This window comes from Desulfocicer niacini (genome assembly GCF_054657595.1).
Map to the genome: position 1 here is coordinate 107,388 of NZ_BAAHYK010000007.1, position 23,084 is coordinate 130,471.

19 protein-coding genes are annotated in these 23,084 nt (G+C 46.9%); 6 read left to right on the forward strand and 13 right to left on the reverse strand.

The window, feature by feature from the left end:
• Positions 1 to 24 precede the first annotated feature (24 nt).
• The 6 genes from ACYQ2M_RS05335 to ACYQ2M_RS05360 form a co-directional block, all read right to left on the reverse strand.
• Positions 25 to 147: a hypothetical protein gene (locus ACYQ2M_RS05335; RefSeq protein ID WP_459915287.1), complete on the reverse strand. Its 123-nt coding sequence runs from the start codon at positions 145 to 147 to the stop codon at positions 25 to 27.
• Positions 140 to 559, reverse strand: coding sequence for an acyl-CoA thioesterase (locus ACYQ2M_RS05340; protein WP_459915288.1), 420 nt, complete (start codon positions 557 to 559; stop codon positions 140 to 142). Before ACYQ2M_RS05340 ends, ACYQ2M_RS05335 begins: the two co-directional genes overlap by 8 nt.
• Positions 560 to 575: 16 nt before the next feature.
• Positions 576 to 1,619, reverse strand: coding sequence for an acyl-CoA thioesterase (locus ACYQ2M_RS05345; RefSeq protein ID WP_459915289.1), 1,044 nt, complete (start codon positions 1,617 to 1,619; stop codon positions 576 to 578).
• 10 nt (positions 1,620 to 1,629) lie between these two features.
• Positions 1,630 to 2,325 carry an alpha/beta hydrolase family protein gene (locus ACYQ2M_RS05350; protein ID WP_459915290.1) on the reverse strand — a complete coding sequence of 232 codons (696 nt, stop codon included), beginning with the start codon at positions 2,323 to 2,325 and terminating at the stop codon, positions 1,630 to 1,632.
• A gap of 29 nt (positions 2,326 to 2,354) precedes the next feature.
• Positions 2,355 to 2,585 carry a hypothetical protein gene (locus ACYQ2M_RS05355; protein ID WP_459915291.1) on the reverse strand — a complete coding sequence of 77 codons (231 nt, stop codon included), beginning with the start codon at positions 2,583 to 2,585 and terminating at the stop codon, positions 2,355 to 2,357.
• 668 nt (positions 2,586 to 3,253) lie between these two features.
• Complete coding sequence (locus ACYQ2M_RS05360) at positions 3,254 to 4,159, reverse strand: LysR family transcriptional regulator (RefSeq protein WP_459915292.1); 906 nt, start codon at positions 4,157 to 4,159, stop codon at positions 3,254 to 3,256.
• Positions 4,160 to 4,720: 561 nt separating this feature from the next.
• Here ACYQ2M_RS05360 and ACYQ2M_RS05365 point away from each other — a divergent pair.
• From ACYQ2M_RS05365 to ACYQ2M_RS05390, 6 genes are all read left to right on the forward strand, one after another.
• Complete coding sequence (locus ACYQ2M_RS05365; protein WP_459915293.1) at positions 4,721 to 5,473, forward strand: 5-oxoprolinase subunit PxpA; 753 nt, start codon at positions 4,721 to 4,723, stop codon at positions 5,471 to 5,473.
• Between the two features lie 51 nt (positions 5,474 to 5,524).
• Positions 5,525 to 6,511, forward strand: coding sequence for a carboxyltransferase domain-containing protein (locus ACYQ2M_RS05370; RefSeq protein ID WP_459915294.1), 987 nt, complete (start codon positions 5,525 to 5,527; stop codon positions 6,509 to 6,511).
• 91 nt (positions 6,512 to 6,602) lie between these two features.
• Positions 6,603 to 7,586: a 5-oxoprolinase subunit C family protein gene (locus tag ACYQ2M_RS05375; RefSeq protein ID WP_459915295.1), complete on the forward strand. Its 984-nt coding sequence runs from the start codon at positions 6,603 to 6,605 to the stop codon at positions 7,584 to 7,586.
• A gap of 166 nt (positions 7,587 to 7,752) precedes the next feature.
• Entirely contained in the window at positions 7,753 to 7,971 is a 219-nt protein-coding gene (locus ACYQ2M_RS05380) for a biotin/lipoyl-containing protein (RefSeq protein WP_459915296.1), read from the forward strand.
• Between the two features lie 348 nt (positions 7,972 to 8,319).
• Positions 8,320 to 8,931 (forward strand): hypothetical protein, encoded by a 612-nt coding sequence (locus tag ACYQ2M_RS05385; protein WP_459915297.1) that lies wholly within the window; start codon positions 8,320 to 8,322, stop codon positions 8,929 to 8,931.
• Entirely contained in the window at positions 8,928 to 10,190 is a 1,263-nt protein-coding gene (locus tag ACYQ2M_RS05390) for an acetyl-CoA carboxylase biotin carboxylase subunit (RefSeq protein WP_459915298.1), read from the forward strand. The genes ACYQ2M_RS05385 and ACYQ2M_RS05390 overlap by 4 nt, the downstream gene beginning before the upstream one ends.
• Positions 10,191 to 10,510: 320 nt before the next feature.
• Here the strand turns inward: ACYQ2M_RS05390 and ACYQ2M_RS05395 are convergent, their stop codons facing one another.
• The 7 genes from ACYQ2M_RS05395 to ACYQ2M_RS05425 form a co-directional block, all read right to left on the reverse strand.
• Complete coding sequence (locus tag ACYQ2M_RS05395) at positions 10,511 to 11,869, reverse strand: MATE family efflux transporter (protein WP_459915299.1); 1,359 nt, start codon at positions 11,867 to 11,869, stop codon at positions 10,511 to 10,513.
• Positions 11,870 to 12,049: 180 nt separating this feature from the next.
• Positions 12,050 to 14,002, reverse strand: a complete 1,953-nt coding sequence (locus ACYQ2M_RS05400; protein WP_459915300.1) for an alpha-amylase family glycosyl hydrolase — start codon at positions 14,000 to 14,002, stop codon at positions 12,050 to 12,052.
• A gap of 17 nt (positions 14,003 to 14,019) precedes the next feature.
• A complete protein-coding gene (locus tag ACYQ2M_RS05405) occupies positions 14,020 to 14,916 on the reverse strand; it encodes a carbohydrate kinase family protein (RefSeq protein ID WP_459915301.1) in 897 nt (298 codons plus the stop codon).
• A complete protein-coding gene (locus ACYQ2M_RS05410) occupies positions 14,913 to 15,758 on the reverse strand; it encodes an HAD-IIB family hydrolase (protein ID WP_459915302.1) in 846 nt (281 codons plus the stop codon). Before ACYQ2M_RS05410 ends, ACYQ2M_RS05405 begins: the two co-directional genes overlap by 4 nt.
• Positions 15,759 to 15,766: 8 nt before the next feature.
• Entirely contained in the window at positions 15,767 to 17,923 is a 2,157-nt protein-coding gene (locus ACYQ2M_RS05415; RefSeq protein ID WP_459915303.1) for an HAD family hydrolase, read from the reverse strand.
• A gap of 357 nt (positions 17,924 to 18,280) precedes the next feature.
• Complete coding sequence (locus ACYQ2M_RS05420; RefSeq protein WP_459915304.1) at positions 18,281 to 20,269, reverse strand: oxidoreductase; 1,989 nt, start codon at positions 20,267 to 20,269, stop codon at positions 18,281 to 18,283.
• 209 nt (positions 20,270 to 20,478) lie between these two features.
• On the reverse strand, positions 20,479 to 23,004 hold the full coding sequence (locus ACYQ2M_RS05425) for a CoA transferase (protein ID WP_459915305.1): 2,526 nt from the start codon (positions 23,002 to 23,004) through the stop codon (positions 20,479 to 20,481).
• Positions 23,005 to 23,084: the final 80 nt, after the last annotated feature.

The window sequence follows — 23,084 nt, forward strand, 5'->3', positions numbered from 1 at the left end:
TTAAAACCGTTAATGTTTTTTCAGTTAAATCCATGGTACTGCATCAAGACTCTTCTGGGAGAGCAGTGCCATGATATCTTCATTGTAGACCACACCGATGACCACGGTGGCGACGGAGATGTTGTTTTTAAATTGCAACTCATACACTCGTTGACAAAGCGTCCCTGAATGCCTGTGGTATTTCAACCGGGGTTTCCTTTTCCTTGTCCACCACAACCGAAACAATATGGCCGGTGACGGCAAGACGACCGCTTGAGGATTGTCTGCCTTCAAAGTCAGTGGTAAAGCTGGTTCTGCCGATTTTTGAAACTTTAACCGAGATAATGATTTCATCCCCGTATGTCAGTGCGGATTTAAACCGGGAACAGGCTTCCACATAGTAGAAGTTCATGTTATTTTTCATAAACCAGGCAAAGCTGCAACCGATGTGATCCAGGTATTTTAAAAAGGCCGTGTCAAAATAGGTCTGATAATTGGCAAAAAAAACGTGGCCGTTGGCATCGGTGTCGGCAAAGCGGATTTCCATCTGGTAAGTGAAAGGGATCTTTTTAGAGAACATGTTTTTTTCCTTAAATTCAGAGGTTTCCGGTCAGTCGATGTTCCCATGTGTTTTGAAGACCGGTTCGTCTTTCGTATTTTATCAGTTCATTGAGATAGTGTTTCCGGGTTTGAAGATCGGCATTTTTCATATTAAGGCCGTTAACAATGGTTTTTTTTCTTCCGGCTCGATCATAGTTAAGAACGGTAAAAAGACCGTTGTTGGTGACATAGGACGCTTCTGAGTCATGGAGTGAGATGGCTTTGACTGTGATTTGAACCACCAGGGTGGTGTTGGCAACAAAAATCACATGGGCACACATCTCAAAAATATTTTCCAGTTGGAGAGGTTTAAGGAAAAAAACGTCTTCCATGGCAATGGTCACCATGCGGTAATTACCGGTGAACTGACGGGCCGTGGCCAGGGCCAGTTCCGCCATCATCTCCACGGTGTCACCGCCGAACACGTTGCCAAGGACGTTTGTGTTTCGGGGAAGAAAACGCCTGCGGGTGACAAGTTCCGTGACCTCCGGCGGGAAATGAGTTGTACGGGTATAATAATCGGCCAGCCATTGGGTGGGGATCTGTTCCAGGGCTTGAACACTGTCCTTTGTTTTACTGCGATTTGCCAGGAGTCTCTGTCGGGCTTGTGCCAGTTCTTTCAGCTCATTATCTTTGGCTGTGCGGTATTCAAGCCCGGGGATACTCTTATTGGGTTTTCTGTTTGAATCAATGGCCACCATGGTAATAATGTGGCTGTGGCCGGGTATCAGATCCAGTTCACCCGGGGCCTTATGAAACCCATCCACTTTGATCACCATGGATGATTTCCCCACCTGGATTACGCAGGCATCATAGCGCACATAATCCATGTGACAGATTTCATCGATGAGTTCGATGCGATCAAAGGAGAGGGTGACAAGGGAACTTTCCGAATGTCTGGCGCCTGCGCTGGCAGCGGCTATGTCCATCATGTGGAGGAGTTTTCCGGCAGACATTCTTTGACCCATGAGGCTCTCTTCTCCGACAATTTCTGCAATGAAACATTCTGAGTCTGCCGGTGTCTTTAGTTGTCTGGTCATTATTTCCCTTTTATTTGAAGTGGCTGGTGTTTTGAAGCCATCCCCTGCATTTTTCTACAATCTGGCGGTGCACATCCTTTTCTTTTCGGAGATCGGATTTGGGGAGACTGAAGCCATGGTCTCCACCCTGAATTATTTCAAGTTCATGGCATGTCTGGATCTTTTTAAGCACACCGTCCAGGAGATCAAGTTTGCAGAACGGGTCCCGGGTGCCTTCAAAAAACAGCATGGGACAGGAGATACTGTAGAGATGTGCGTCCCGGAGTTGCTCTGTCCGACCGGGGGCGTGGAGGGGATAGCCAAGGAAGATGAGATGATCCGGTTTGATGGCACCCTCAGCCACGGCCAGGGATGCGATCCTGGCCCCCAGGGATTTTCCCACAGCCACCATTGTATTGACCGGATGATGTGTTTGGCTACCGAGAAATCCCATGACTGACTGCCATGTTCTGATGAGTTTATGATCTGGATCAGCGGATTGTTTACCCTTTTCCTTGTATGGAAAATTGAATCTCAGGGTGATAAAACCTATTTCTGCAAGACCTTCTGCCACCCCTTTGATGGACGGATGATTCATGTCATTGGACATGCCGTGGGCAAAGGCAAGCGCCGTAGTGCTGTTCTCGTTGCCGATGTCCGGTGTACAAAGAACTGCGGAAATGTATTCATCGGCCGTGACGGCAATGGAAACCGTTTTGTTTTTCATCGCTTTCTCCTTGTTGAAGTCAGAATCAGTCAGCCTGACCTGGACGAGGCAGAATCGAAGAGGCTTTCTGATTTTTTTCCAAAATAACACGATCCCCTGTCATGGGCATCAAAGAGTTTTTCCAGGACGCTGCCCGGAAAAATGTCCCGCCAGCAGTTCAGGTGATCGACAAAATAATGCTCATGGTGGGAGATACCGTGCTTGTGCCAGGAAATGTCAATGGAAAGATCCGTACGGGAATTGTAAGTTAATTGTGTCATCAGAAATTTCTGCCGGTCCAGGATATTGGGGTTTCTGCAGAATGTCATCTGTCTTTTCATCAACAGATGAATGGGATTTATTTCCCGTCCCTTTTTCTGGACTTAAGGGACGAAGGTTATACATGATAACAAATATAGGACGGAAAAATAATATTTCAACTCAACTTTCGGATTTCATCTCAAAGCTGGCGTTTTTAGACAGTTCATGCACCAACGGGGTCAGGTTTGGGTTATTGTACTTTTGACGATAGGCGGTGTCTTAATTCAAATTGCAACAAAATCGTCAATAACGTAAGCTTGAGCCCACCACGAAAGGCGAACACCGAAAGTTGAGTTTCAAGTTATCGCCAAGGGGTCTCTCTTTTGAATATCTGATTCAGGAAGGGGAGTTGACGTCTTTCGGCAATCCCGTCAATATTTTCAGGAATATCCGCAAAGGGCAGATACATGCTACAAGGGCAGAAACCTGAGGTGTTGCTCCGGCAGTTTTTTATAAATACCACTGTAAAAAACAATGCCGTCGGGGCAGTCCGGAAATGTTTTAATGTGTGTAATATCCGTACAAAAAACGGAATATACCAGCCTTCTGTTAGATTGGATCGACACCTGCCTTGATAAATGCTTTTAAGGGAGGTTGCGAAATAAAGAAAAGTTGGGTTGAAATTTTTTTACCTGTGAGGATAACTGGGTATGGGACGTCCTGGAGAATATTCCATGATGCAGAAATCAATAAATGCCTGGGCGCAGGACGTGGGGGGGATTTCTTTGTTCCAGATCAGCCCAACATCCATTGATGGTATTTGGTTAACCAGTTCACGGGATTCGATCCTTTTTCCTTCCAGAGACCAGGGACGATATACCATATCTGATAAAATGGTGACCCCTGACCCTATGGCCACCATACTTCTAACTGCTTCCACAGATTCCGTATGAAAAAGAACCTGAGGGGTGGCGTTATATTTTTTCCAATATTTCATATGAGAGGTATCGGCTTCATCTACCAGTAGTTGAATATAGGGAACTTGCGAAACATCTTCCAGTGAGATTTCCTTTTTGGGGAAAAACGGGTGATTCATGGACATCCAGAGTTTCCGAGGGGATTTCACCAATAACTTGGTATTTAGTTGATCGTTATCTACATTAGATACCAGAAGGATTGCCAAATCCATCTTTTTTTTCAATATTAAATTTTCAATTTCAGGTCTGGTATATTCCATGAAAATCGTTTTTATTTGGGGAAACGCCCGGTTGAAACGTGACATGAGAGCTGCCAGAAAATATCCGGCAATGGTGAAGGTAACCCCTATCGTCAATTGGCCGGATAAATGGGATTTTGAATTTTTCAAGTCATATTCTGCAGCTGTGACCGAAGAAAGTATGTCCCGGCAGTATTGTAAAAAACGAAATCCCTCAAAAGTCAGATCAACTCCCCGGCGATGCCGGGTAATTAAAGAAACCCCGGTAATACTTTCCAGTTCTTTCACAGCTTCGGTGATGGACGATGGAGAAATGTTGACCAGATTGGCAGCCGAGGCAAGTTTCCCGGTTTCTGCAACGGCAACAAAGTATTTCACTTGTCTTAATGTGATTTCCATAAATTTTTTACGATGTAAACTCCTGTATTTTTATATTCCCGGAAGACTGTTCTTTATTTATAAACGCTTGGGAAATAAGTCAATGGGAAAGTCTGTGAGTCTGGCTTGCTCTGTTTAGGTTGGGAATAAATTTGAATTCGGAAAAATCGAATTTTAGATTCGTAAATCAAATATTTACAGGCAAAAAAGATGCTGATATTAATCTTTCCAGATGGGCGATCTATAAATTAATGCCTCTGTAAAAAATCAATCCATGAAATTTAGACCACAGTTTATTGTAGTTCTTGTGCGCTTGAAGCAGAGCATATTGTGTTCAAATAATGATTGTCAGATTTTTTTCAATACCATCAAAACATGAAAATTAGCTCTTCAAAATTTTCAATAACTTCTTAGAAAAAATTACACAATTGTCAAAATTGGGAATTATTTTTGTTTTCGATTTAAAAAGAGGGATTTGATTCCAATGTTGCTCATTAGTCAAGATTAGTGAGTCACTCCCAGAGTGCCTGATATTGTGAGCTATCCCCTAAATGAGGATTTATGGAAATTGATATCAATGTGGATATGGGTGAGAGTTTTGGTATGTACAGCATGGGCAACGATGAAGCTTTTATGCCGTACATAAGTGCAGCAAATGTGGCCTGCGGATTTCATGCCGGAGATCCGAGTGTAATGAAGAAAACAGTCGCTTTTGCAAAAAAGCATGGGGTTCAGGTCGGTGCCCATCCCGGATTGCCGGACCTTCAGGGATTCGGTCGCCGAGAAATGAAGATGACAATGGAAGAGATCCATGACGATCTGATTTATCAGATCGGTGCGCTCAAGGCCTTTGTAGAAGCCGGGGATCGGCAACTCCACCATGTAAAACCCCATGGATCTCTTTACGGCATGATGTCCAGAAACAAAGACGTAGCCCGATCCGTATGTCAGGCCATATCAGAGATTGACAAAAACCTTTATCTGTACACCATGAAAAAAGGAGTGGTCAAAGAGGTGGCCGATGAGATGGGTATCCGAGTCATATACGAGGTATACGGAGATCTTGATTATGACGGCGAGGGAAATCTGGTTATTACAAGGGCGCATGCGTCCCACCGACCAGAAGATGTGGCTGCCAGAGTCATGCGAATGCTCACCGATAAAAAAGTAACCACCACAGTGGGCACAGATATTGACATCGAGGGTACCTCCATATGTCTGCATTCGGACAGTCCGGGGGCATTGGAACTTATCAAAAAGGTTTGTGAAGAATTAAAAAAAGCAAATTGCACCATAGCAGCACCGGAGCTTTAGTGTTTTGGTTAAAATTCATCGTTCATCAGTAAAAAAGGAGGTTCGTAACACATGGAACAAAAAAGTTATGATGTTATCCTGGATTCCTTAGCCCCCACGGAATCCCGACTGGAAGTATTGTTTCGCCAGGCTGGTGACGGATTCATCCAGGTAGAGTACGGCCGGGAACAGCGGGCCGATCTGTTGGATTCCTTTCGCATTGGAACCGTCAACGCCAATATTCTGGAAAAGAAGATTCCCGGACTTATTGAAACCGTGCCCGGTATCAGGACGAATCTATTCCATTTTGAACCGGAAATTCTCAGGCCCCAGGAGCTTATTAAGGCAATCACGGAAGAAGAGCAGGCAGTTGTGGACGTTGAGGATATCAAGTTGGAATCACGGGTTATTCATCTTCCCATCGCTTTTGAAGACAGTGAAACCAAAAAGGCAGTGGCAAAATATGTTAAAGAGGTCCGGCCGGATGCCCCAAATGTGATAAATGGCTATAATCTGGAGTATATTGCCATGTGTAATGGGGTTTCCACTGATGAAATCAAAAAAATACTTTTGGGAACGGAATGGTATAATAGCGGTTGTGGATTCTGGCCCGGTGGCGGTTTCTTCTGGCCCATGGACCCTCGTTGTGCCATTGTGGTTCCCAAATATAATCCTCCCCGGACATGGACCCCCGAGGGAACAGTTGGCATCGGCGGTCCCTGTGTGTTCACTTATACCACGGCCACAGGTGGCGGTTACCAGCTTTTCGGTCGAACCATCCCCACCTTTCAGTTCAGCCAAAAACATCCCCTTTTTAAAGACACTCCTTTTTTATACCGGAACGGAGATCGAATTAAATTCCATGAGGTGAGTGAGTCGGAAATACTTGATATTTATGCCCATGTCCATGAGAAAACCGATTACTCATATGAGATTGAAGAAGGGGAAATACGGATAAAGGATTATGTGAATTTTGTTCAATCGGAAGCAGTCGTAAACGGTGCGGAAGAATTTAAGAAAAAACAGGCAAAAGGGGCCGTGGAAGCTCCCAGGTTATGAAGAATACCCTGTCAATCGATACGATTCATGCTGAAACCGATGAACTCCGGTATGGGTTCCGGTTAAAAATTTGGACAAGGAGGATGAATAAATGTTGAACGTAATCAATGGTGGAATTGAGACAATCGTTGAAGACTGGCCGGGACGGTTGGGATACCTGGGCAAGGGGATGGCAGCATCGGGTGCCCTTGACAATGTGTCTCTGGGATTTGCCAATCTCCTGGTGGGAAATCCGGCCGGGGAAGCAGGCCTGGAAATTGCGGGTGGGTATTTTGAAGCGCAATTTACGGAAGATGCTGTCATGGCCATTACGGGTACGGATATGAACCCGACATTGAACGGTGACCCGGTTGAGATGTGGACGTCGATTATGGTTCGCAAAGGAGATCGCCTTAAATTTTTTCATTTTGGGAAAACAGGCTTTCGATCTTACCTTGGCGTTGCCGGTGGATTTGATGTTCCCAGCTATTTAAACAGTAAATCCACATGTATTTTCGGAAGTTACGGGGGATTTGAAGGTCGCAAATTGGCCCCGGGGGATTTGCTCGTATTTGGCAAAACCTCTGTGCCCCTGGCCAACCTTGCAGGCAGAAAATTGAAAAAAGAATATATTCCCGAATATGAAAACGAGTGGCAGATCCGTGCCATGCCGGGTCCCAACACCTGTCCGGATTATGTTACCAAAGAGGGAATGGACTATCTGTTTGACAATTCATTTAAAATTCAACATACCTCCAATCGTTCCGCATACCGGCTGGATGAACTCCCGAATACCTTTTTTGCAAGAAAAGATGGCGGAGTAGGGGGCAGTCACCCGTCAAACATTGTGGACCATGCCTATTCTATCCGGGGAGCACTGAATATTTGTGGTAATACACCCATAATTCTCATCGGAGATGGACCAACTCTTGGTGGATATTTCTGTGCACTTCATGTAATTAATGCCGATTTGTGGAAGATCGGTCAGGGAACTCCCATGAGAGATCGCATTCGTTTTATTTACTGCACTGAAAAAGAGGCCGTTGCGGCAAGGACTAAGCAAAAAGAATTGCTTTCTGAAAGTGCACTCGCCTGATAATTTTTTTTTATATGAAATACTCCGTAAAACCGGAGAATGTTGCAAGCTTTGTTGTGGGTGGATCCGGGTCAGAATGAGGTCCGCCCGTGCCGTTTATTAAAATTTATGACTGGCGAATTAACAATACTTATTTGGAATTTTATTAAATAAAGGGAGAGAACCAATGGAATTTAATATTAATGCCACCATGCCGGGATTAGTCGCCCGCGTTGTCGTTAACCAGGGTGACTCAATTAAAGAAGGTCAAGAAGTAGCCGTGATCAATTGCATGAAAAATGAAATCAGTGTCACAGCAGAAAAGGGTGGTATTGTTAAGGATATTTTAGTGAAAGAGTGGGATGAGATGGAAGTTGACGCTCCCATGGTGGTTCTTGACGTATAGTTTCACTGCCATGTCAGGTTATTGTGCTTTATTTCTGATTTTCGTTTTATTGGGACAAGGGCATTAGAGAATTCTTTTGGGTCTTGTGGGTTTATCCAAGTTCAAGATACTGGGACGTTAATCATTCACCATCTAATTCACATGCCGGAATTCTTTTTGTAATTTTTTTAAAATAAATTTCACTCAACTTTCGGACTTGATTGATTGGTGAAGGGTCTTGTTTGCATTATTTCGTTTTGTTACCTTATTGAAATAAAGCAATTTTGCGTTGAAAACGCAATACAACAAGCCTTAATCCGTACACCAACCATTAAGTTCGAGAATTGAGAAACAAAAATGAGGATAAACATGGAAAATGAAGTGACCGAAAATATTCATATGGCAGACGCCGGACCGGCTGGCTGGATTGCCTATGCAATAGCCACCTGGATTGCCTGGGCGGCCCTTTGCGGATTTGTTTCTGATAAAGCATACTTGCTTATGTCCTGTATTTCCTTTTCCTGCACCATTCCCTATTTGTTTGCGGCTTCAACCCAGCTAAAATTGGGCAATGCCGCTGGCGGCGTTACCTGGCTTTATTTTGGCGCTTTTTTTGCCTTTTGTTCCGGTTTAACCTATGGGGTGACCTATTTTTCCGGAATATATAATTGGGAACTGGATACTCGAATTCTTGGATATGAGTGGGCGGTTTTGGGTATTGTGCTTATTCTGACTACGCCAATTTTTCTTAAATTTACTCCTGCTGCGGCATCCATTTCCGTAATCGGTGCAGATGTGGGTATTGCCGCCTTGGTTGGGATTTATTTTGGTTTTGCCTCACCGTTCATGCTGAATCTCAGCGGATGGGCTTTTTTCGTGGCCGGCCTTTTTGGTATTTTTATGGCTGTGGGAGGGATTCTTGAAACCGTGGGCATGCATTTTCCAGTGGGTGCTCCGATAATAAAGGAGTCCCGCACATGAAAAAATTATTGATTTCAAATCGCGGTGAGATTGTCGTCAGGATTATCCGAACAGCAAGGGATATGGGAATTAAGACCGTGGCTGTATATTCCAAAGCAGATGAGAATGCTCCCCATGTTCGAGAGGCGGATGAAGCTTTTTGCATTGGACCGACCCCACCACCAAAGAGTTACCTCAATATCGACAACATTATGGATGCCGTAAAAAGATCCGGTGCTGACGCTGTCCATCCGGGATATGGTTTTTTGTCAGAAAATCGAAGATTTGCCCATGCAGTGGTGGAGAGTGGGGTTGCATTTGTGGGACCTTCTGTGGAAACCCTGGATGACATAGAATCAAAATGTTATTGCCGCAATATATGTCATGACCTCCATATCCCGGTGGTTCCAGGGACATTAGATATCGTAAAAAATGCAGATGAAATTCGAGATGTTTTTCGGGAATACGGGCCGCCTTTGCTTCTGAAATTGGACAAAGGGGGGGGCGGCAAGGGCATCCAGGTTATTGCTGCTGAAGAGGATATTGAACAGGTTTTGACATCTTCCAGCAGCATGGGGCAGGTGGCCTTTGGCTCATCGGACTGTTATGTGGAAAAAGGATTGAAAAATGCCCGCCATATTGAGGTACAGTTCCTTGGGGACCATTACGGCAATTATATCACTCTGGGTGAACGGGAATGTTCCATCCAGAGACGGTACCAGAAAATTATTGAAGATGGAAATTATTATTTCATGGAAGTCAATGCCCGGATCCAGGTGGAACATCCCGTGACCGAACTGATTACTGGTATGGATATCGTGAAATGTCAGCTTGATATTGCCTCCGGTAAGCGACTTGATATTACCCAGGAGGATGTTCTGTTCGATGGACATGCCATTGAAGCCCGGATTTATGCTGAAGACCCGGTTTCTTTTTTGCCCCATCCCGGTACCATCTCTAAACTCAGGTTTCCCATTATCCGGAAGGTGAAAACCAGATTTGAACATGCCCTGGAAGAGGGAATGAATGTTTCCCCCTATTATGACCCCATGCTGGCCAAGGTGGTGGCATGGGGATCTACCAGGGAGAGAGCTATTAAGAGATTAAATAAACGTCTTGCCGATTTCAGGGTGGAAGGAACTAAGACCTCCATTCCTCTGGCCCGAATGATACTGGACAGTGATCATTTTATCCAAGGCGATTTCAACACGGAATCCCTGGAGGATATCATGAAACAATACCAGTTCAATTACGATGAGAACATCTATCAGAGGCTTTGATTGGGCTGCGATTGAATTCTCATATTTCTCTGCATAATCCATCCAATAATGCGGTATCCTTGAAATGCTTCCGGGAAAGAAGATGCACCTTCTGCAGAGACTAATCTCTCCGCAGGTTTTTATCTTGATCCTTCATCTCAACCTTGGTATCTTCCATGGAAATGATATCATCATACCGCATCGAATTCCGGCTGCATTGGCAGGAAAGATAGTAAAATGGCGCATGGTGTTCTCCAGAGGGGTTGAGTCGTTTTTTTATTTTATAAAGCCTTACCGGGTTTGATAGCACTTGATATCAAATCCGGTAAGGTATTTTTTTATCAAACCGCCACAAGGTTTCGGATCCATTTTTGCGAAAAAAAACGTGGAATCCCCACGCCCAGCTTGAACAGTTCTTCCACGGCTACAAGGGCCATAACCCAATAAACCGGCAGTCCCAGGTAGAAGGCGGTAAAGAAAGCCATGGGAACACCGATGCACCAGACACCAGTGAGGTCCAGCAAAAAGCCGAACTGGGTATCTCCCCCGCTCCGGAGAACCGAGACAATGGTTGTAAAATTAGTCGTCTTTGCCCAGAAAATCAACCCTGACACCAGCATCAGATAATATGCATTTTCGTATGTGGCCGGGGAAATATTGTAAAAAGAGAGAACAATCTCCCGAGAGGAAATCATGATTAGGCCTGCACCGACAGCTATGATAAACTGGGTGATCAAAATGAACTGCCCATATGCCTGAGCTGTTTTTTTCTGCCCTGCGCCAATGCTGTTTCCGATCATGATGGCCCCCCCATGGAAGATGCCGAAAAAGGGAATGAACATAAATTCCTCGATAGTAGTCACAATGTTTACGGCGGCAATGGATTCCGTTCCGATTCGGGCGTAGACCAGTTTGTAGAGGCTGATTCCCGTTACCCAGAACAGCTCATTGAGGAATACCGGCCAGCAGGTCGTAAGCACTCGGCCAAAAAAAACTCTGTCAAAATTGAACATCTCCTTGAAGGTGGCGGCCAGGGGGTAACTTTTGCCATAAATAATACCGGCCATGAAAAGCCCCTCAACAATTTTAGAGGTACAGGTGGCAATGGCTGCCCCGGTGACTCCGAGGGCAGGGAATCCCAATTTTCCAAAGATAAGGATGTAATTGAGAACGATGTTCAGGGTGACGGCCAGCATAGAACAGACCATGGGTACCTTAACAAAACCCATACTTCTCAGGTTGCACATGAATGAAAAAATTACGGCGGAAAAGGCAAAGGAAACGCCCACTATCCTAATATATTCCGTCCCAAGGCGAACGACTGACTCATCCTTTGAGAAAAGGGAGATGAGGTCGTTCGGCAAAATTAGGGCCACATAACTGAATAGAGCTGCCACGGCAAGTCCAACCAAAATACCCATGCCGGACAGGTGTTTGATCCGACTCATTTCTTTTTTCCCCCAGTACTGGGCTGTGAAAATAGATACTCCGGAGTGGATGCCGTACTGAATAACAATAAACATGAAGACAAATTGATTGGCAATGCCCACAGCCGCAATGGCGGTTTCATTGAGCTGGCCCACCATGAGGATGTCAATGACACTCATGGAGCAGGTCAGAAGATTCTGCAATGCAATGGGTATCGCCAGGGTGAGCAGCAATCCTAAAAAACGTTTCTGTGATTTATTGAACTTCAACATAGATCGTTTCTCCAAGATAAAAAAAGCCCACTATTTTACGAAGCGGGCTTTTGGTGATTTTTATTTAAAATTGATCGGTTACAAAAAGGGCCACTAAAGGCTTTCGGCTTTTATCTGTCAATATCATTCTCCACGGAGACATACCTAGGGAAGGTTAAGCATCAGTCTCGCACCGCACAATCATCGTTCAGACAACCAGTAAAAACTGTACTCTGGAATAACCAGACTGTTTTTAAAGATATCGGGACTTTCTCCTCTGTACAAATCGATGGGTGATCGATATGGATTCCGCCAGTTGCCAATATTTTCGAGATTGAGATGTTGTGGTTTATTGCTGAAGTTGGCAACCACCAGTACCTGCTGGCTTGGTTGTTGAATATGGTAACGTCCGAAAACAAAGAGATGTGGATTATCGACCTCAATTAGCTCACGATTATTAAAATCGGCAAAAACTTCAATTTCCTTACGGACAGCGATCATCCGTTTCAGGGCACTGAAAATTTCAAATTCGATGGTTCCCGGGGTGTTGCGCCGTTCTGCTTTATCCCAGTCTATGGATGGTCGGTGTACCCAGCGAGAGTCTCCTTTTTTAAAAGGATCTTTAAGGTAAGAGTCATCGTTTAATGTGCCAATTTCATCACCGTAGTAGAGAAGAGGGATTCCACCGAATGAGAGAATCATACCATGCAGTAAAAGAATCAATTTTATTGAAGCCTTGATGGCTTCGTTGTCTCCTGTTTCAATGGCATGTTCAAGTCCTGCCAGAGCGGCCAGGGAGCCTGAGATACGGGAGTCGCCTGTCTTTGGATTCTGACCAAAAGGCAGGCCTCTTGCGTGAGAACCACTATACTGTCCGGTGAAATAGTCAATCAGATATTTTCTGTGCCGACTGGGTTCATAGTCGCAAAGCTGGATGTCACGATCATCAAAACCAAATCCTATATCGTCATGACAGCGTACATAATTAAGCCAGGTTGCCCCGTCAAGTTTAACCGGCAGACTCCTTATTCCCTGGTTAAGCAAACGGGCATTTTTTGTTGCCACAGCGTCCCAAAGCAGTGCCATATATGTAGCATTATACGCAATCTCGCATTCCTTTGCTATAACCGCATCTTCGCCGAAATATTTTATAACCTCCACTGGAGCGACAATCGCTTCGGCAATAAAAATAACTCCTGGTGCGGTGACTTGACAGCAATCCTTGAGCAGCTGGAGAATTAGATGGGCTTCACGCTCATTTTGACAGGTGCTTCCGATTTTTTTCCACAGAAAGGCCACTGCATCAAGCCTGAGAATATCAGCCCCCTGGTTTGCCCAGAAAAGAAGAATGTTGAGCATTTCAATAAAAACGTTTGGATTGCTGTAGTTGAGATCCCATTGAAAATTGTTGAATACAGTCATCACCCAACGATTCATCTCTTCATCCCAGGTGAAGTTTCCAGGGGCTGTTTCAGGAAATATTTCGGGCATGCTTTGCTCGAACATATCTGGGACATTCCGTGTTGCAAAGCAATAATAATAGTTCTGGTATTGCTTTTCTCCTGCTTTGGCTTTCGTTGCCCAGTAGTGTTTGTTTGAAGTGTGATTGACAACAACATCAAGCACCAGGAGGATGTCACGTTTTTTCATCTCGTTTGCAAGTGACTGAAGATCCTCAAGCGTTCCGACATCTGGGTTTATCTCTCGGAAATCACTGACTGCATATCCGCCGTCACTGCTTCCCTCAGGACAGCGCAAAATCGGCATCACATGAACAAGGTTGACGCCTAACTCCTGAAAGTAATGTAGGCGCTGCTGCAGATTATGCAGGTCACCTGAAAACCCTTTACAATAGAGGGCCATTCCCACAAGCTGTTGACTTAGAAACCAGTTGTAATCTTTTTCCCTGGCAAGGTCGAGCTGACGGAGTTTATCAGGGCGTTTAATATACTGCGTCGCCATGGTTTCCACCAGTTTTTGCGCCTGTTTTGTAAAATCATCTCGATTACCGTACAGTTTTTGGAAAAGAGAATAAATTCCGTAAAAATTCGCACCCAGCCGGGTATAGAAATGGCGTAGATCCTGCTCAGATATTTCTGGTTTGATACTGTTGAGAATATCATTTAAAAGCGTGTGAGAAACTTGTTCGTACATATTCATCCTTCAGGTGATCAATGTTGCTCGCGTAAAAGCGAGGTGGTAAATTCATTATAAAAGTTCAAATCGTCAGTTGTGGCACCACGTAACCCGATTACCTTGCCCGCAAACTGCTGGGCATAACGAAGATTTAGCTCAACAGGTAAACCTGCAAGAAGTCCATGGATATAGACTGCACTAAATGCATCACCTGCGCCTACCGTGTCAATTAACTGTTCAATTTTATCGGGCACAAGTGAATGCATCTCTCCTTGTGCTGTTCTGACCATGGCGCCCCGTTTACCCCGGGTGACGATTATTTGCTCTAACCCACAGGCAGTTTGGAGTTCAGCCATCTGGAATTCAATCTTTTTTTCTGTCCCGGTCAGCAGTCTCAGTTCGTCCTGATTCATCTTTGCCCAATGCGCTTTTTGGAGCCAGGACAAAATTTCGTCCTTTTCCCACCACGGTGTACGTAGGTTGACATCCAGGAAAATTTTCAGTCGCGTATTCCGTATAATAGAACTATATGTTGAGCGAGAAAGCGAATTTCGCAGGCATAGACTTCCATGGTACAAAATACCTTTGGTGATGTACCCAGACAACATGTCGTCGGAGATGAAGTCGTAGGCGCAATTTGCAACTATCTCGTAATCCGGTTCGTTGTTTTCGATTGTCACCTGAACCTTTCCCGTTGGATGTTTGTTATCGATCTGAATCAGGGTGGTCTCCAAACCCCATTTTTCCATGGCATGAAGAATCTTACTGCCGTATGCGTCTTTTCCCACGCGTGAGATGAAACCGGGCTGATTGCCCAGGGCCTGCAGATGCCAGGCGACGTTAAACGGAGCCCCGCCGAGAACCACTTCCCCGCTTGGGAAACAGTCGAAAAGGACCTCTCCAAATATGTAAAGTCCAGAAGGGTTTGTCATGATATTTTCAGTTTTTTTATTATCTCGGGTTCATAAAAGGCAATCCCCTGCAAAACACCGGCAGAGTAATTACCACCCAAAGTAAAAGCGTTTTCTTCAGCCACATAAAGAGCCCCTTTACTGCCATTTTTTTTAGCCAGTTTACGGGACTGTTTTTTTATATTCCGGTCAGCATTGGCAACAAGAATCGAGCGTATCTGACTTCCCAGTACCGGGAGATCATTGCCGCTATCACCGCAAAATATGCTTTCTTCCTGAGCCAAATCGAGGTACTGCAGGAGGAATCTGATGGCATGCAGTTTTGTTGCGTTTTGGGGGAGGATATCTAATAATCCGACCTGTTTTCGTTCATCAATGCTCATAATCAGACTGGCATCAACCCCCAGTTCCGCCAGAATCTGGCCTGCCTGCTGCATGATTTTTATGTGGTCAGCTTTCAGAGGCAGATAATAACTGAGTTTATAATCGTTTTGTTTGGTGTTTTCCTGGCGTTTTAGATCGGATAGTCCGTTGAGTGCCTGCTGTAGCTGGTTGTGAGTTTTTCCCTGCCAGTCTTTTGCGATCTGCTTTTGCCATTGTGATATAGGCGTCCAGTTGTCACAGCTTTTTTGATATATTTTTGTGCCTACGTCGGTAATTGCGAAATCGGGTTCAGGCAGGTTGTAGTTCACGATGGCCTCTTCCACGAGTTGAAGGTGTCGCCCGGTAACATACGCCAAAATGATTTCAGGTAAGTTGCAGAGTCTGCAAAACTGTTCACGGGCATAGGGGTGTTCAGGGTGGTGACCGTTTGGTATAATAGTCCGGTCCATATCTGTACAGAGAAGTAATTTGGAGGACATTATTTATATCATTTCCTTTCTTCTTGGGGCTCTATAGAAGTTGAAAAAAAATCGTAATATTCGAGAGCTTCAAGGATGCCTGCAGCATTTGGACGGCTTGAGAAATAGATTCGCTCAATATCATCTAACTGTGATAATTCTTCGTGATGGCGATTTGCAACCACCGCCGCCAGCGTATTACCACGCATCATGTCTTCATCGGCTCCTGATCCGCCGGCAACAAAAACCGATTCAAGCGGAAGATCCAATAGCTCTGCCACGTAGCGTAGTGCCATACCTTTAGAGGCGCGTAGTGGGAGAATGTCGAGAAACTGACCAAAGGCCATCTGGATAAAAAAGGATAATTCCTCTCTGTGCAGTAACTGTTTGATCTCCTCAACATCAATTTCATTCGGGTCAATATAGTAACTGATCTTAAAGCGACTCTGTTCACTGTTGGGTTGAATCTTTAATCCCGGCAGATCCATCAGAAGCGCCTTTATTTTTCGGGGTGACCATTGATAATCTATGTGTTTAGCCCAAGCGGTATCGGCTGCAAGCTTTGGTGCATGATAGATTTCGCTGCCGCTACTTGTAATAAGCACATCTGGTTCCGGTATTTTGTGCTTTTTCATCACTTTAAGAGCGGAATCAAGACGTCTTCCCGTTGCAATTATAAAGTGGCTGATGGTGCGATTCTGTCTGAGAATCTCAGCGAGTTTTTGAAGCGGCTGTCTCTGTCCTAACAGGTTTTGATCCAAGTCGCTGACAATCGCCCGGTCTCGATAGAGGCCTGTACGCGGTTTTACTGGAACGCGGAGTAATAGTTCGGAGCGTTCCGCAATCGGTTCTATGACAGTGAGATATTGCTTTGCATGGGCATCCCATGAATAATTTTCTTTAACACCTTGTAATCCGTGGCTGGAAAATTCCTGCCATAACTCTTGATCTTCAATGATCTTTAAAATTGCGTTAGCAATGCTTTCCGGTTCCAGCGGATCAATTAAAAATCCGTTATTGCAGTTAGCGATGATATCTTGGGGCCCACCGTCCTCGGTGGCGACGATTGGTAACCCACAGGCAGCGGCTTCAATTAGGGTTAAGCCGAAGGGTTCTGTTAAAGCAGGATTGACAAAAACGCCACCCGTGGCAGCCGCAATCCGGTAAATCATCGGTACCTGATCTCGTTCATGATGTTTTGGTAAAGTCACTTTTCCATAGAGATCGTAACGATCAATTGCTACCAATAAATTTTGAAAAACCTCTTGGGCACCATCTTCCAAATCATCAATATTATCACGGTTACCTGCTATTATTATAAGGTTTGCGCGTTCCTTCAACCGTGGGCATATCCCGAATGCTTCGATTAGTGCTGTGATGTTTTTGCGCTTGTCCGGTCGGGAAAGGGCAAGGATAATAGGTTTTTCGGGTGCTTTCAGGTGCTTGGTTAGCTCATTGAAAAATGGTGTCAAGATCTCTTCACCACTCCAGGGAGTGAACTGGTTAAGATCTGTTCCCGGTGGAATAACGCGCATCTGATCAGGTTGATAGTGATCATACAGCTCGTATTGCTCTGCAATTTCTTGGCGAGTACTTGTTATTACCCTTTCCGAAGAAGCCAGAGCCAATTCTTCTGCCTCAATTCGTCTGCTCATATTAAAGCGAGAGTCAATTTCCTTTGCTTTGAAACCGCTTGCCAGGAGACGACTTCGTTTTACCCGGCCAAGGGAGTGACCTGTGTGAATTTGCGGTATTCCAAGAAGGCTGGCAAAGTGGGAACCGACATACCCTGCGTCGGCATAGTGGCTATGAATAATATCAGGAAGATATTCGTGACCATGGAAGAAATCAGTTAGGTTGTCTGTGAAAAAATCGAGATGATCCCAAAGTTTTTCTTTGGCAAGGTAGGCCTCCGTTCCGGCATCAATACGAACAATTCGAAGATTTTTTCCAAGTTTCTCTATGGGCTGGGCATAATCACTTGAGACATTTTCATCGACAACGCGCTGGGTAATGAGGTCAACTTTTTTTATGCCGGGTTGTCTGGCAAGTGCCTGGGCGAGTTCGATGACATAGAGTGTTTGTCCACCAGTGTCGGCATCGCGGCCCAGTTCAAGATTATGCCAGCGGATCAATCCGTGTATGCTTAACAATGCCACGTAGAGACCGTCTTGTGATTTCGTCATTCGTCCTTTTCCCCCTAACTTTTTGGTTTTCTGATGAAAACAATATATAAGATAGGATAGGAAAAAGCTTTTTGTCAATAAACCTATGAAAAATTATAAGAGACCTGAGGTGTGATCCACGCCGGATATAGCCATAGTATGTTGCATATATGACTATACTCCTAAGGTATCTTGAACAACCATTGTTTTTAGGTAAATTTGCAGTACCATGAAAGAGGAAAGAGTTCCCCCAGTTCCTGCATTTCAGGCCAGCAGGGCAAAGGGGTCACCGACGCTCCGGGGCCGGAGCGTCGGTGACCGTTGGGGGGCGGCATAATGCCATTTTAATACTTCGTTGTGTCCGCCAGGAGATGCCCGCTATATAAATCGGGCAATCTCATAGGCATCCCACACGGCATTCATTACATTCTTGGGCGAACGGCAGTCCCCCATGCGATACACCCGGAAAGGGGTGGTATCCAGCTCGTCGGCAAGGCCGGTTTCCGGGGTCATGCCGATGGCAAGGGCCACGGTGTCCGTGGCAAGTTTTGTTAACTGCCCATCTTTGGACATCAATGCCACTTCATTTTCCGTGATATGATCCAGCCGGGTGGATGTCAGAATTTTAACCCCGAAGCGGTTCATTAGATCCATGGTCATCATCTTTACCTGGGTGGGCACCGACGCACCACCGGCCATGACCTGGTCAAGCATCTCCACCACAGTTACTTTTTTACCCTTTTCTGCCAGCCAGATGGCCACCTCACACCCGGCAAGTCCTCCTCCGATGACCACCACATTGTCGCCTGCAGGTCTTACGCCCCTTAATAGATCCACCGCAGTGATTACCATTTCCTGGTCCATGCCGGGAAGTGGCGGAACCATGGGATGGGCGCCGGTGGCCACAAGAACCACATCCGGTGACAAGGTTGCGATGTTTTCCTGCGTCATGGTTGAATTCAGCTGAACAATCACCCCGGTTTTTTCCATCTGTCGTTGGTACCAGCTTAGCAGACGGCGAAGATCCTTTTTAAAATCAGGCACGGCCGCCTGGTTCACCGTTCCGCCCAGGGTGTTATTCCTTTCATGGAGGGTTACCCGGTGTCCACGGATACTTGCCACTCTTGCCGCTTCCATGCCGGCGATGCCGCCACCCACCACCATTACATTAAGCGGTTTAAGCGTCGGGGTGAGACGATAGGCAGATTCCCGTCCCGATGCAGGGTTCAGGGCGCAGGAGATGTTTCTGAACTTGGAATAGGCTTCAAAGCAGCCGTCATAGCATCCCACACAGGGCCGGATATCCTGGGGATCTCCAAATTTGAGCTTGTCTGCCCACTGGGGGTCTGCCAGAAGCCCTCTGCCGATGGCGGTAATGTCCATGGCACCTTCCGCAACGGCCCGGGCCGCCACTTCCGGTTTGTCCAGCCGTCCCACACCGATGACGGGAATGTTTACCGCAGCCTTTGCCTTTGCCGCCATGTCCGCCATGCATCCATGTTTCTGGTAGATGGGTGGGTGGGGCCAGTAATGGCTTTCATAGCATCCGGCATCCACGTGCAGAGCGTCAAAACCTGCCTGTTCAAGTTTTTTTGCCATTTCAACACTCTCGGTTACATCCCGGCCCACCTCCACAAAGGGTTCGCCGGGAAGGGCACCCTGGCGGGGGGTTTTGAGATAATGCTTTAATCCGAACCGGTAGACCACGGCCAGCTTCTGTCCGACTTCTTTTCTGATCTCCTCCAGGCATTCCACCGGGAATCGCAGGCGGTTCTCCAGGCTTCCGCCATACTCATCGGTTCTGCGGTTCCACAGGGGGGTGGTGAATTCGTCAAACAGGTAGCCCTCATGGCCGTGCAGTTCAATGCCGTCCACCCCGGCCAGGGCAAGACGTCGGGCCGTGACCCCCATGGCCGTGACAATGGATTTGATCTCTTCCACGGTCAGGGCTTTGCATTGAATGGAAGGGTCCCAGAAATTGGTGTTGTCTGAGGGAGACATGCAGGGCCCCCTCAAGATGCTCGGGAATGTCACCCGTCCGAATCCTGCGCTCAACTGCACGAAAATCCTGGTGCCGAAACTGTGGGCAGCATCGCAAAGATCCCCCAGGTAGTTCAAGGATGCCTCGGTGATCATGGGGGTGCTCTCTTCCAGGTGCTCCACCTTGTTTTCCACCTTGAATACAGAACAGATGAGCATGCCGACGCCGTTACGGGCCCGCTCCAGGTAATAATCCACCACACGGCGGTTCAGGGTGCCGTCGGCTTCGGTCATATATTCAACCCCCATGGGGGCCATGGCAATGCGATTTTTAAGTTTTACCCTGCCGATCATCTGCGGCTGAAACAACACGTTAAAGTCATTCATAATACTCTCCAACAATCCTATGATGGTATCTCAACTTTCGGATTTCATTCCAAAGTTGGGGTTTTTATACATGCGCCAAGGGGGGCCGGCTTGTGTTGTTATGATTTTGACAACAACCTGTGTTTTAAGATAAATTGAAATAAAATTGTCAATAACGCAAGCCTGATCCCACCACGAACGGTGAATGCCGAAAGTTGATATGGTATATATCAATCGGGCAGGTACTGCTCGCTCCAGCTTTCCGATACTACTTTTTCACTTATCATCCGGTCAATGTCCGCCGGGGCGTAGCCCATGTCCGTTAAAATTTCACGGGTCTCTTTACCGTATTTTTCCGCCGGTGGTGGAACGGTGAGGGCCGAATATGCCGGGCGGATGGAGCAGGGTGCTATGATGTCAATACGATGCCCGCTTGGATGATCGTCATACCGGGTGAACTGAAAGGTGGAGCCGCTGCCGTGGGAGCCAGTCTCCTCATGGCTTGAATATTTTTCTCTCAACTGACTCAGGGCCTGCAGTTCAACCGCTCCCACATCCATGGCATTCAAAGCGTTGATCCAGTGGGCTTTCTCCCGGGTTTTGAACTTTTCCATTAAAAAATCTTCCAGGGCTTCCGGTGCGATGCCGGAAACACCACCCATCCCCTCAATGGATTCAAGGGCGTGGTGTGCAGTTGCATCCAGGGAGGGCATTCCCATGAAGAACCATCCATCGGCGGCTTCATAGCAGCGATACAGCGGCCCGTCTCCCTTTATGTGACGGCCGCTGGGTTCGTTAAATGGTTCACGTCCCTCATAGTCATAGGTGAAAGGTGCCTGGAGCAGCTGGCCGCAGGCGGCAAGGGAGGTGCGGGCCACATCTGTTTCACCGGTGGTTTTGCGTTTGTAAAGGGCCGTGGCAACGGCAAAGGCCCCGGAAAAACCAGTGAGAACGTCAATGGTGCCAAGGTGGGCATGCTCTTCGGGGGTTTTGATGGAACCACCGAACCGGGACATGATGCCGGTGGCGGCCTGGACCAGATCGTCATAGCCCACATAGTCGCTTCTCGGGCCGGTCTTGGGGCCTCCCCAGCAGTCCAGATGAAAGAGAATGACCTCGGGGTTGATCCGGTTAAGGCTTTCAATGTCAAGACCCAGGGGGGCCAACTGACGGTTGGGACCATTATAGGTCACCACATCGGCCCACGCCACCATTTTATTGAATGCCTCCCGTCCCTTGTCGGACTTGATATCTATGAGAATGCTGCGTTTGCCCCGGTGGACCTGAAGCCCGATGAGCACCGTGTTCCAGGGATCAAAGGTGGGTTTGATGGGGTATATCTTGATGACTTCTGCCCCGAAACGACCCAGGGTATTGGCCACGGTGGGTCCTGCAATGACGTTGGTCATGTCCAGGATTTTCACCCCTTTGAGCCAGTTGTGGCCGGTGGTAAAAGGTCTGTTGTCGGCGGGTGATGCCGTTGATGTCGCCTTTCTCCGGGTAAGATCTTCAAGAATTTCCTGGCGATGGGCATCCGGGGCCGGGGCCGGGGCTCCGGTGGCGGCAAGCTCGGCGGAACTGTATAGCCAGGCCACGGGGCCTGCCTGTTTTCTTTTACCCACAGAAGGGTCAGTGAACTCATGCACCAGGCCCGATGCCAGGGCATGTTCGCTGTTGAGCCACTCTTTGGTGTAACGATGGGCAGATACAGGGACTTTTTTTTCCCCGAAAAGGGCTTCCCACTCATAAGCGGTTTTTTCCAGGAATTTTTCCGCCATGAGCTTTGATACTTTTTCCGCCCATGGTTTGCTCAGGGGATAGAGCCCCAGGGCGCAGTCCAGCCCTTCCGGCCATTGGCTGGTGGGAAGGTACCAGTCATCCAGATCTGGCAGGCCCATCTCTTTTACCTTTTCGTAAAGGCCCATGGCTTTCAGGGTCTTGTGGCAGTGGTCAACGTGACAGGTGGCCACCACATATACCGGTCTGCCGTCCTTGCAGAAATAGCTCCGGTAAAAGGGATCCATGAACTCCTGCAGTTCGTCATAGGCCATGTCCAGGGGTTCGCCGGCCTTTTTTCTGCGGTCTATCTCATGCTCTCTCAGGGAAAAATATCGCCCAGGGCAGTCTTCAATGTACATGGAGTTGTACACAAGCCCTTCCATGAGGGCTGCGGCAATGGGCACTTCAATGGTATCTCCGTGTCCGCAGGTCTCCCGGCTGTAAAGGGCAAGGGAAACCGAGGTGGCTCCCAGCATGGCCGCATACCCCGAGGCAAGGGTGATGGGAGAAAATGAGGTGTTGATCCCCATGAGGATACGGTTAAGGCCCATGTCAGTAAATTGACCGCTGGCGGCGGCAATGATACCTTCCCAGGCCTTTATGTGGGCTCGTTCCGTATCTTGGGCGGAAAAACCGGGAAGGGAAACATAGACAAGGCGCGGATTGATTGCATGGGCTGTTTTTGAGTCCAGGCCAAGCTTTGCCATGACACCGGGCCGAAAGTTTTCAATAAGAACATCAGCCGAGGCGATGAGTTCCTTTGCGATGTTGAGGTCGGTCTCGGTTTTCAGATTTAAAAGAATGCTTTTTTTGCGTCGATTCAGGGTATCCATGGCAGGGGATTTCCACAGGGGGCCTCCCGGCGGATCAATGCGAATCACTTCGGCTCCCTGGTCTGCCAGTATGGCAGCGGTTGCAGGGCCGGCAACATATTGTCCGAAATCAAGGACGCGGATATTTTTTAAAGGTAAAGTCATGCGATTTCCTTTTATCTAAAAAAGGCCTGATTCCACTCATATCAGCAGAATCAGGCCTCGGTTTATGGAGTCCACAGGTG

Bases quoted from the DNA above. Each gene is read 5' to 3' on its own strand.
- ACYQ2M_RS05425 (WP_459915305.1), bottom strand. From the start codon at position 23,004: ATGACTTTACCTTTAAAAAATATCCGCGTCCTTGATTTCGGACAATAT.
- ACYQ2M_RS05380 (WP_459915296.1), top strand. From the start codon at position 7,753: ATGGAATTTAATATTAATGCCACCATGCCGGGATTAGTCGCCCGCGTT.
- ACYQ2M_RS05375 (WP_459915295.1), top strand. From the start codon at position 6,603: ATGTTGAACGTAATCAATGGTGGAATTGAGACAATCGTTGAAGACTGG.
- ACYQ2M_RS05355 (WP_459915291.1), bottom strand. From the start codon at position 2,585: ATGACACAATTAACTTACAATTCCCGTACGGATCTTTCCATTGACATT.
- ACYQ2M_RS05410 (WP_459915302.1), bottom strand. From the start codon at position 15,758: ATGTCCTCCAAATTACTTCTCTGTACAGATATGGACCGGACTATTATA.
- ACYQ2M_RS05345 (WP_459915289.1), bottom strand. From the start codon at position 1,619: ATGACCAGACAACTAAAGACACCGGCAGACTCAGAATGTTTCATTGCA.
- ACYQ2M_RS05415 (WP_459915303.1), bottom strand. From the start codon at position 17,923: ATGACGAAATCACAAGACGGTCTCTACGTGGCATTGTTAAGCATACAC.
- ACYQ2M_RS05395 (WP_459915299.1), bottom strand. From the start codon at position 11,869: ATGTTGAAGTTCAATAAATCACAGAAACGTTTTTTAGGATTGCTGCTC.
- ACYQ2M_RS05405 (WP_459915301.1), bottom strand. From the start codon at position 14,916: ATGACAAACCCTTCTGGACTTTACATATTTGGAGAGGTCCTTTTCGAC.
- ACYQ2M_RS05365 (WP_459915293.1), top strand. From the start codon at position 4,721: ATGGAAATTGATATCAATGTGGATATGGGTGAGAGTTTTGGTATGTAC.
- ACYQ2M_RS05420 (WP_459915304.1), bottom strand. From the start codon at position 20,269: ATGAATGACTTTAACGTGTTGTTTCAGCCGCAGATGATCGGCAGGGTA.
- ACYQ2M_RS05350 (WP_459915290.1), bottom strand. From the start codon at position 2,325: ATGAAAAACAAAACGGTTTCCATTGCCGTCACGGCCGATGAATACATT.
- ACYQ2M_RS05370 (WP_459915294.1), top strand. From the start codon at position 5,525: ATGGAACAAAAAAGTTATGATGTTATCCTGGATTCCTTAGCCCCCACG.
- ACYQ2M_RS05385 (WP_459915297.1), top strand. From the start codon at position 8,320: ATGGAAAATGAAGTGACCGAAAATATTCATATGGCAGACGCCGGACCG.
- ACYQ2M_RS05340 (WP_459915288.1), bottom strand. From the start codon at position 559: ATGTTCTCTAAAAAGATCCCTTTCACTTACCAGATGGAAATCCGCTTT.
- ACYQ2M_RS05400 (WP_459915300.1), bottom strand. From the start codon at position 14,002: ATGTACGAACAAGTTTCTCACACGCTTTTAAATGATATTCTCAACAGT.
- ACYQ2M_RS05390 (WP_459915298.1), top strand. From the start codon at position 8,928: ATGAAAAAATTATTGATTTCAAATCGCGGTGAGATTGTCGTCAGGATT.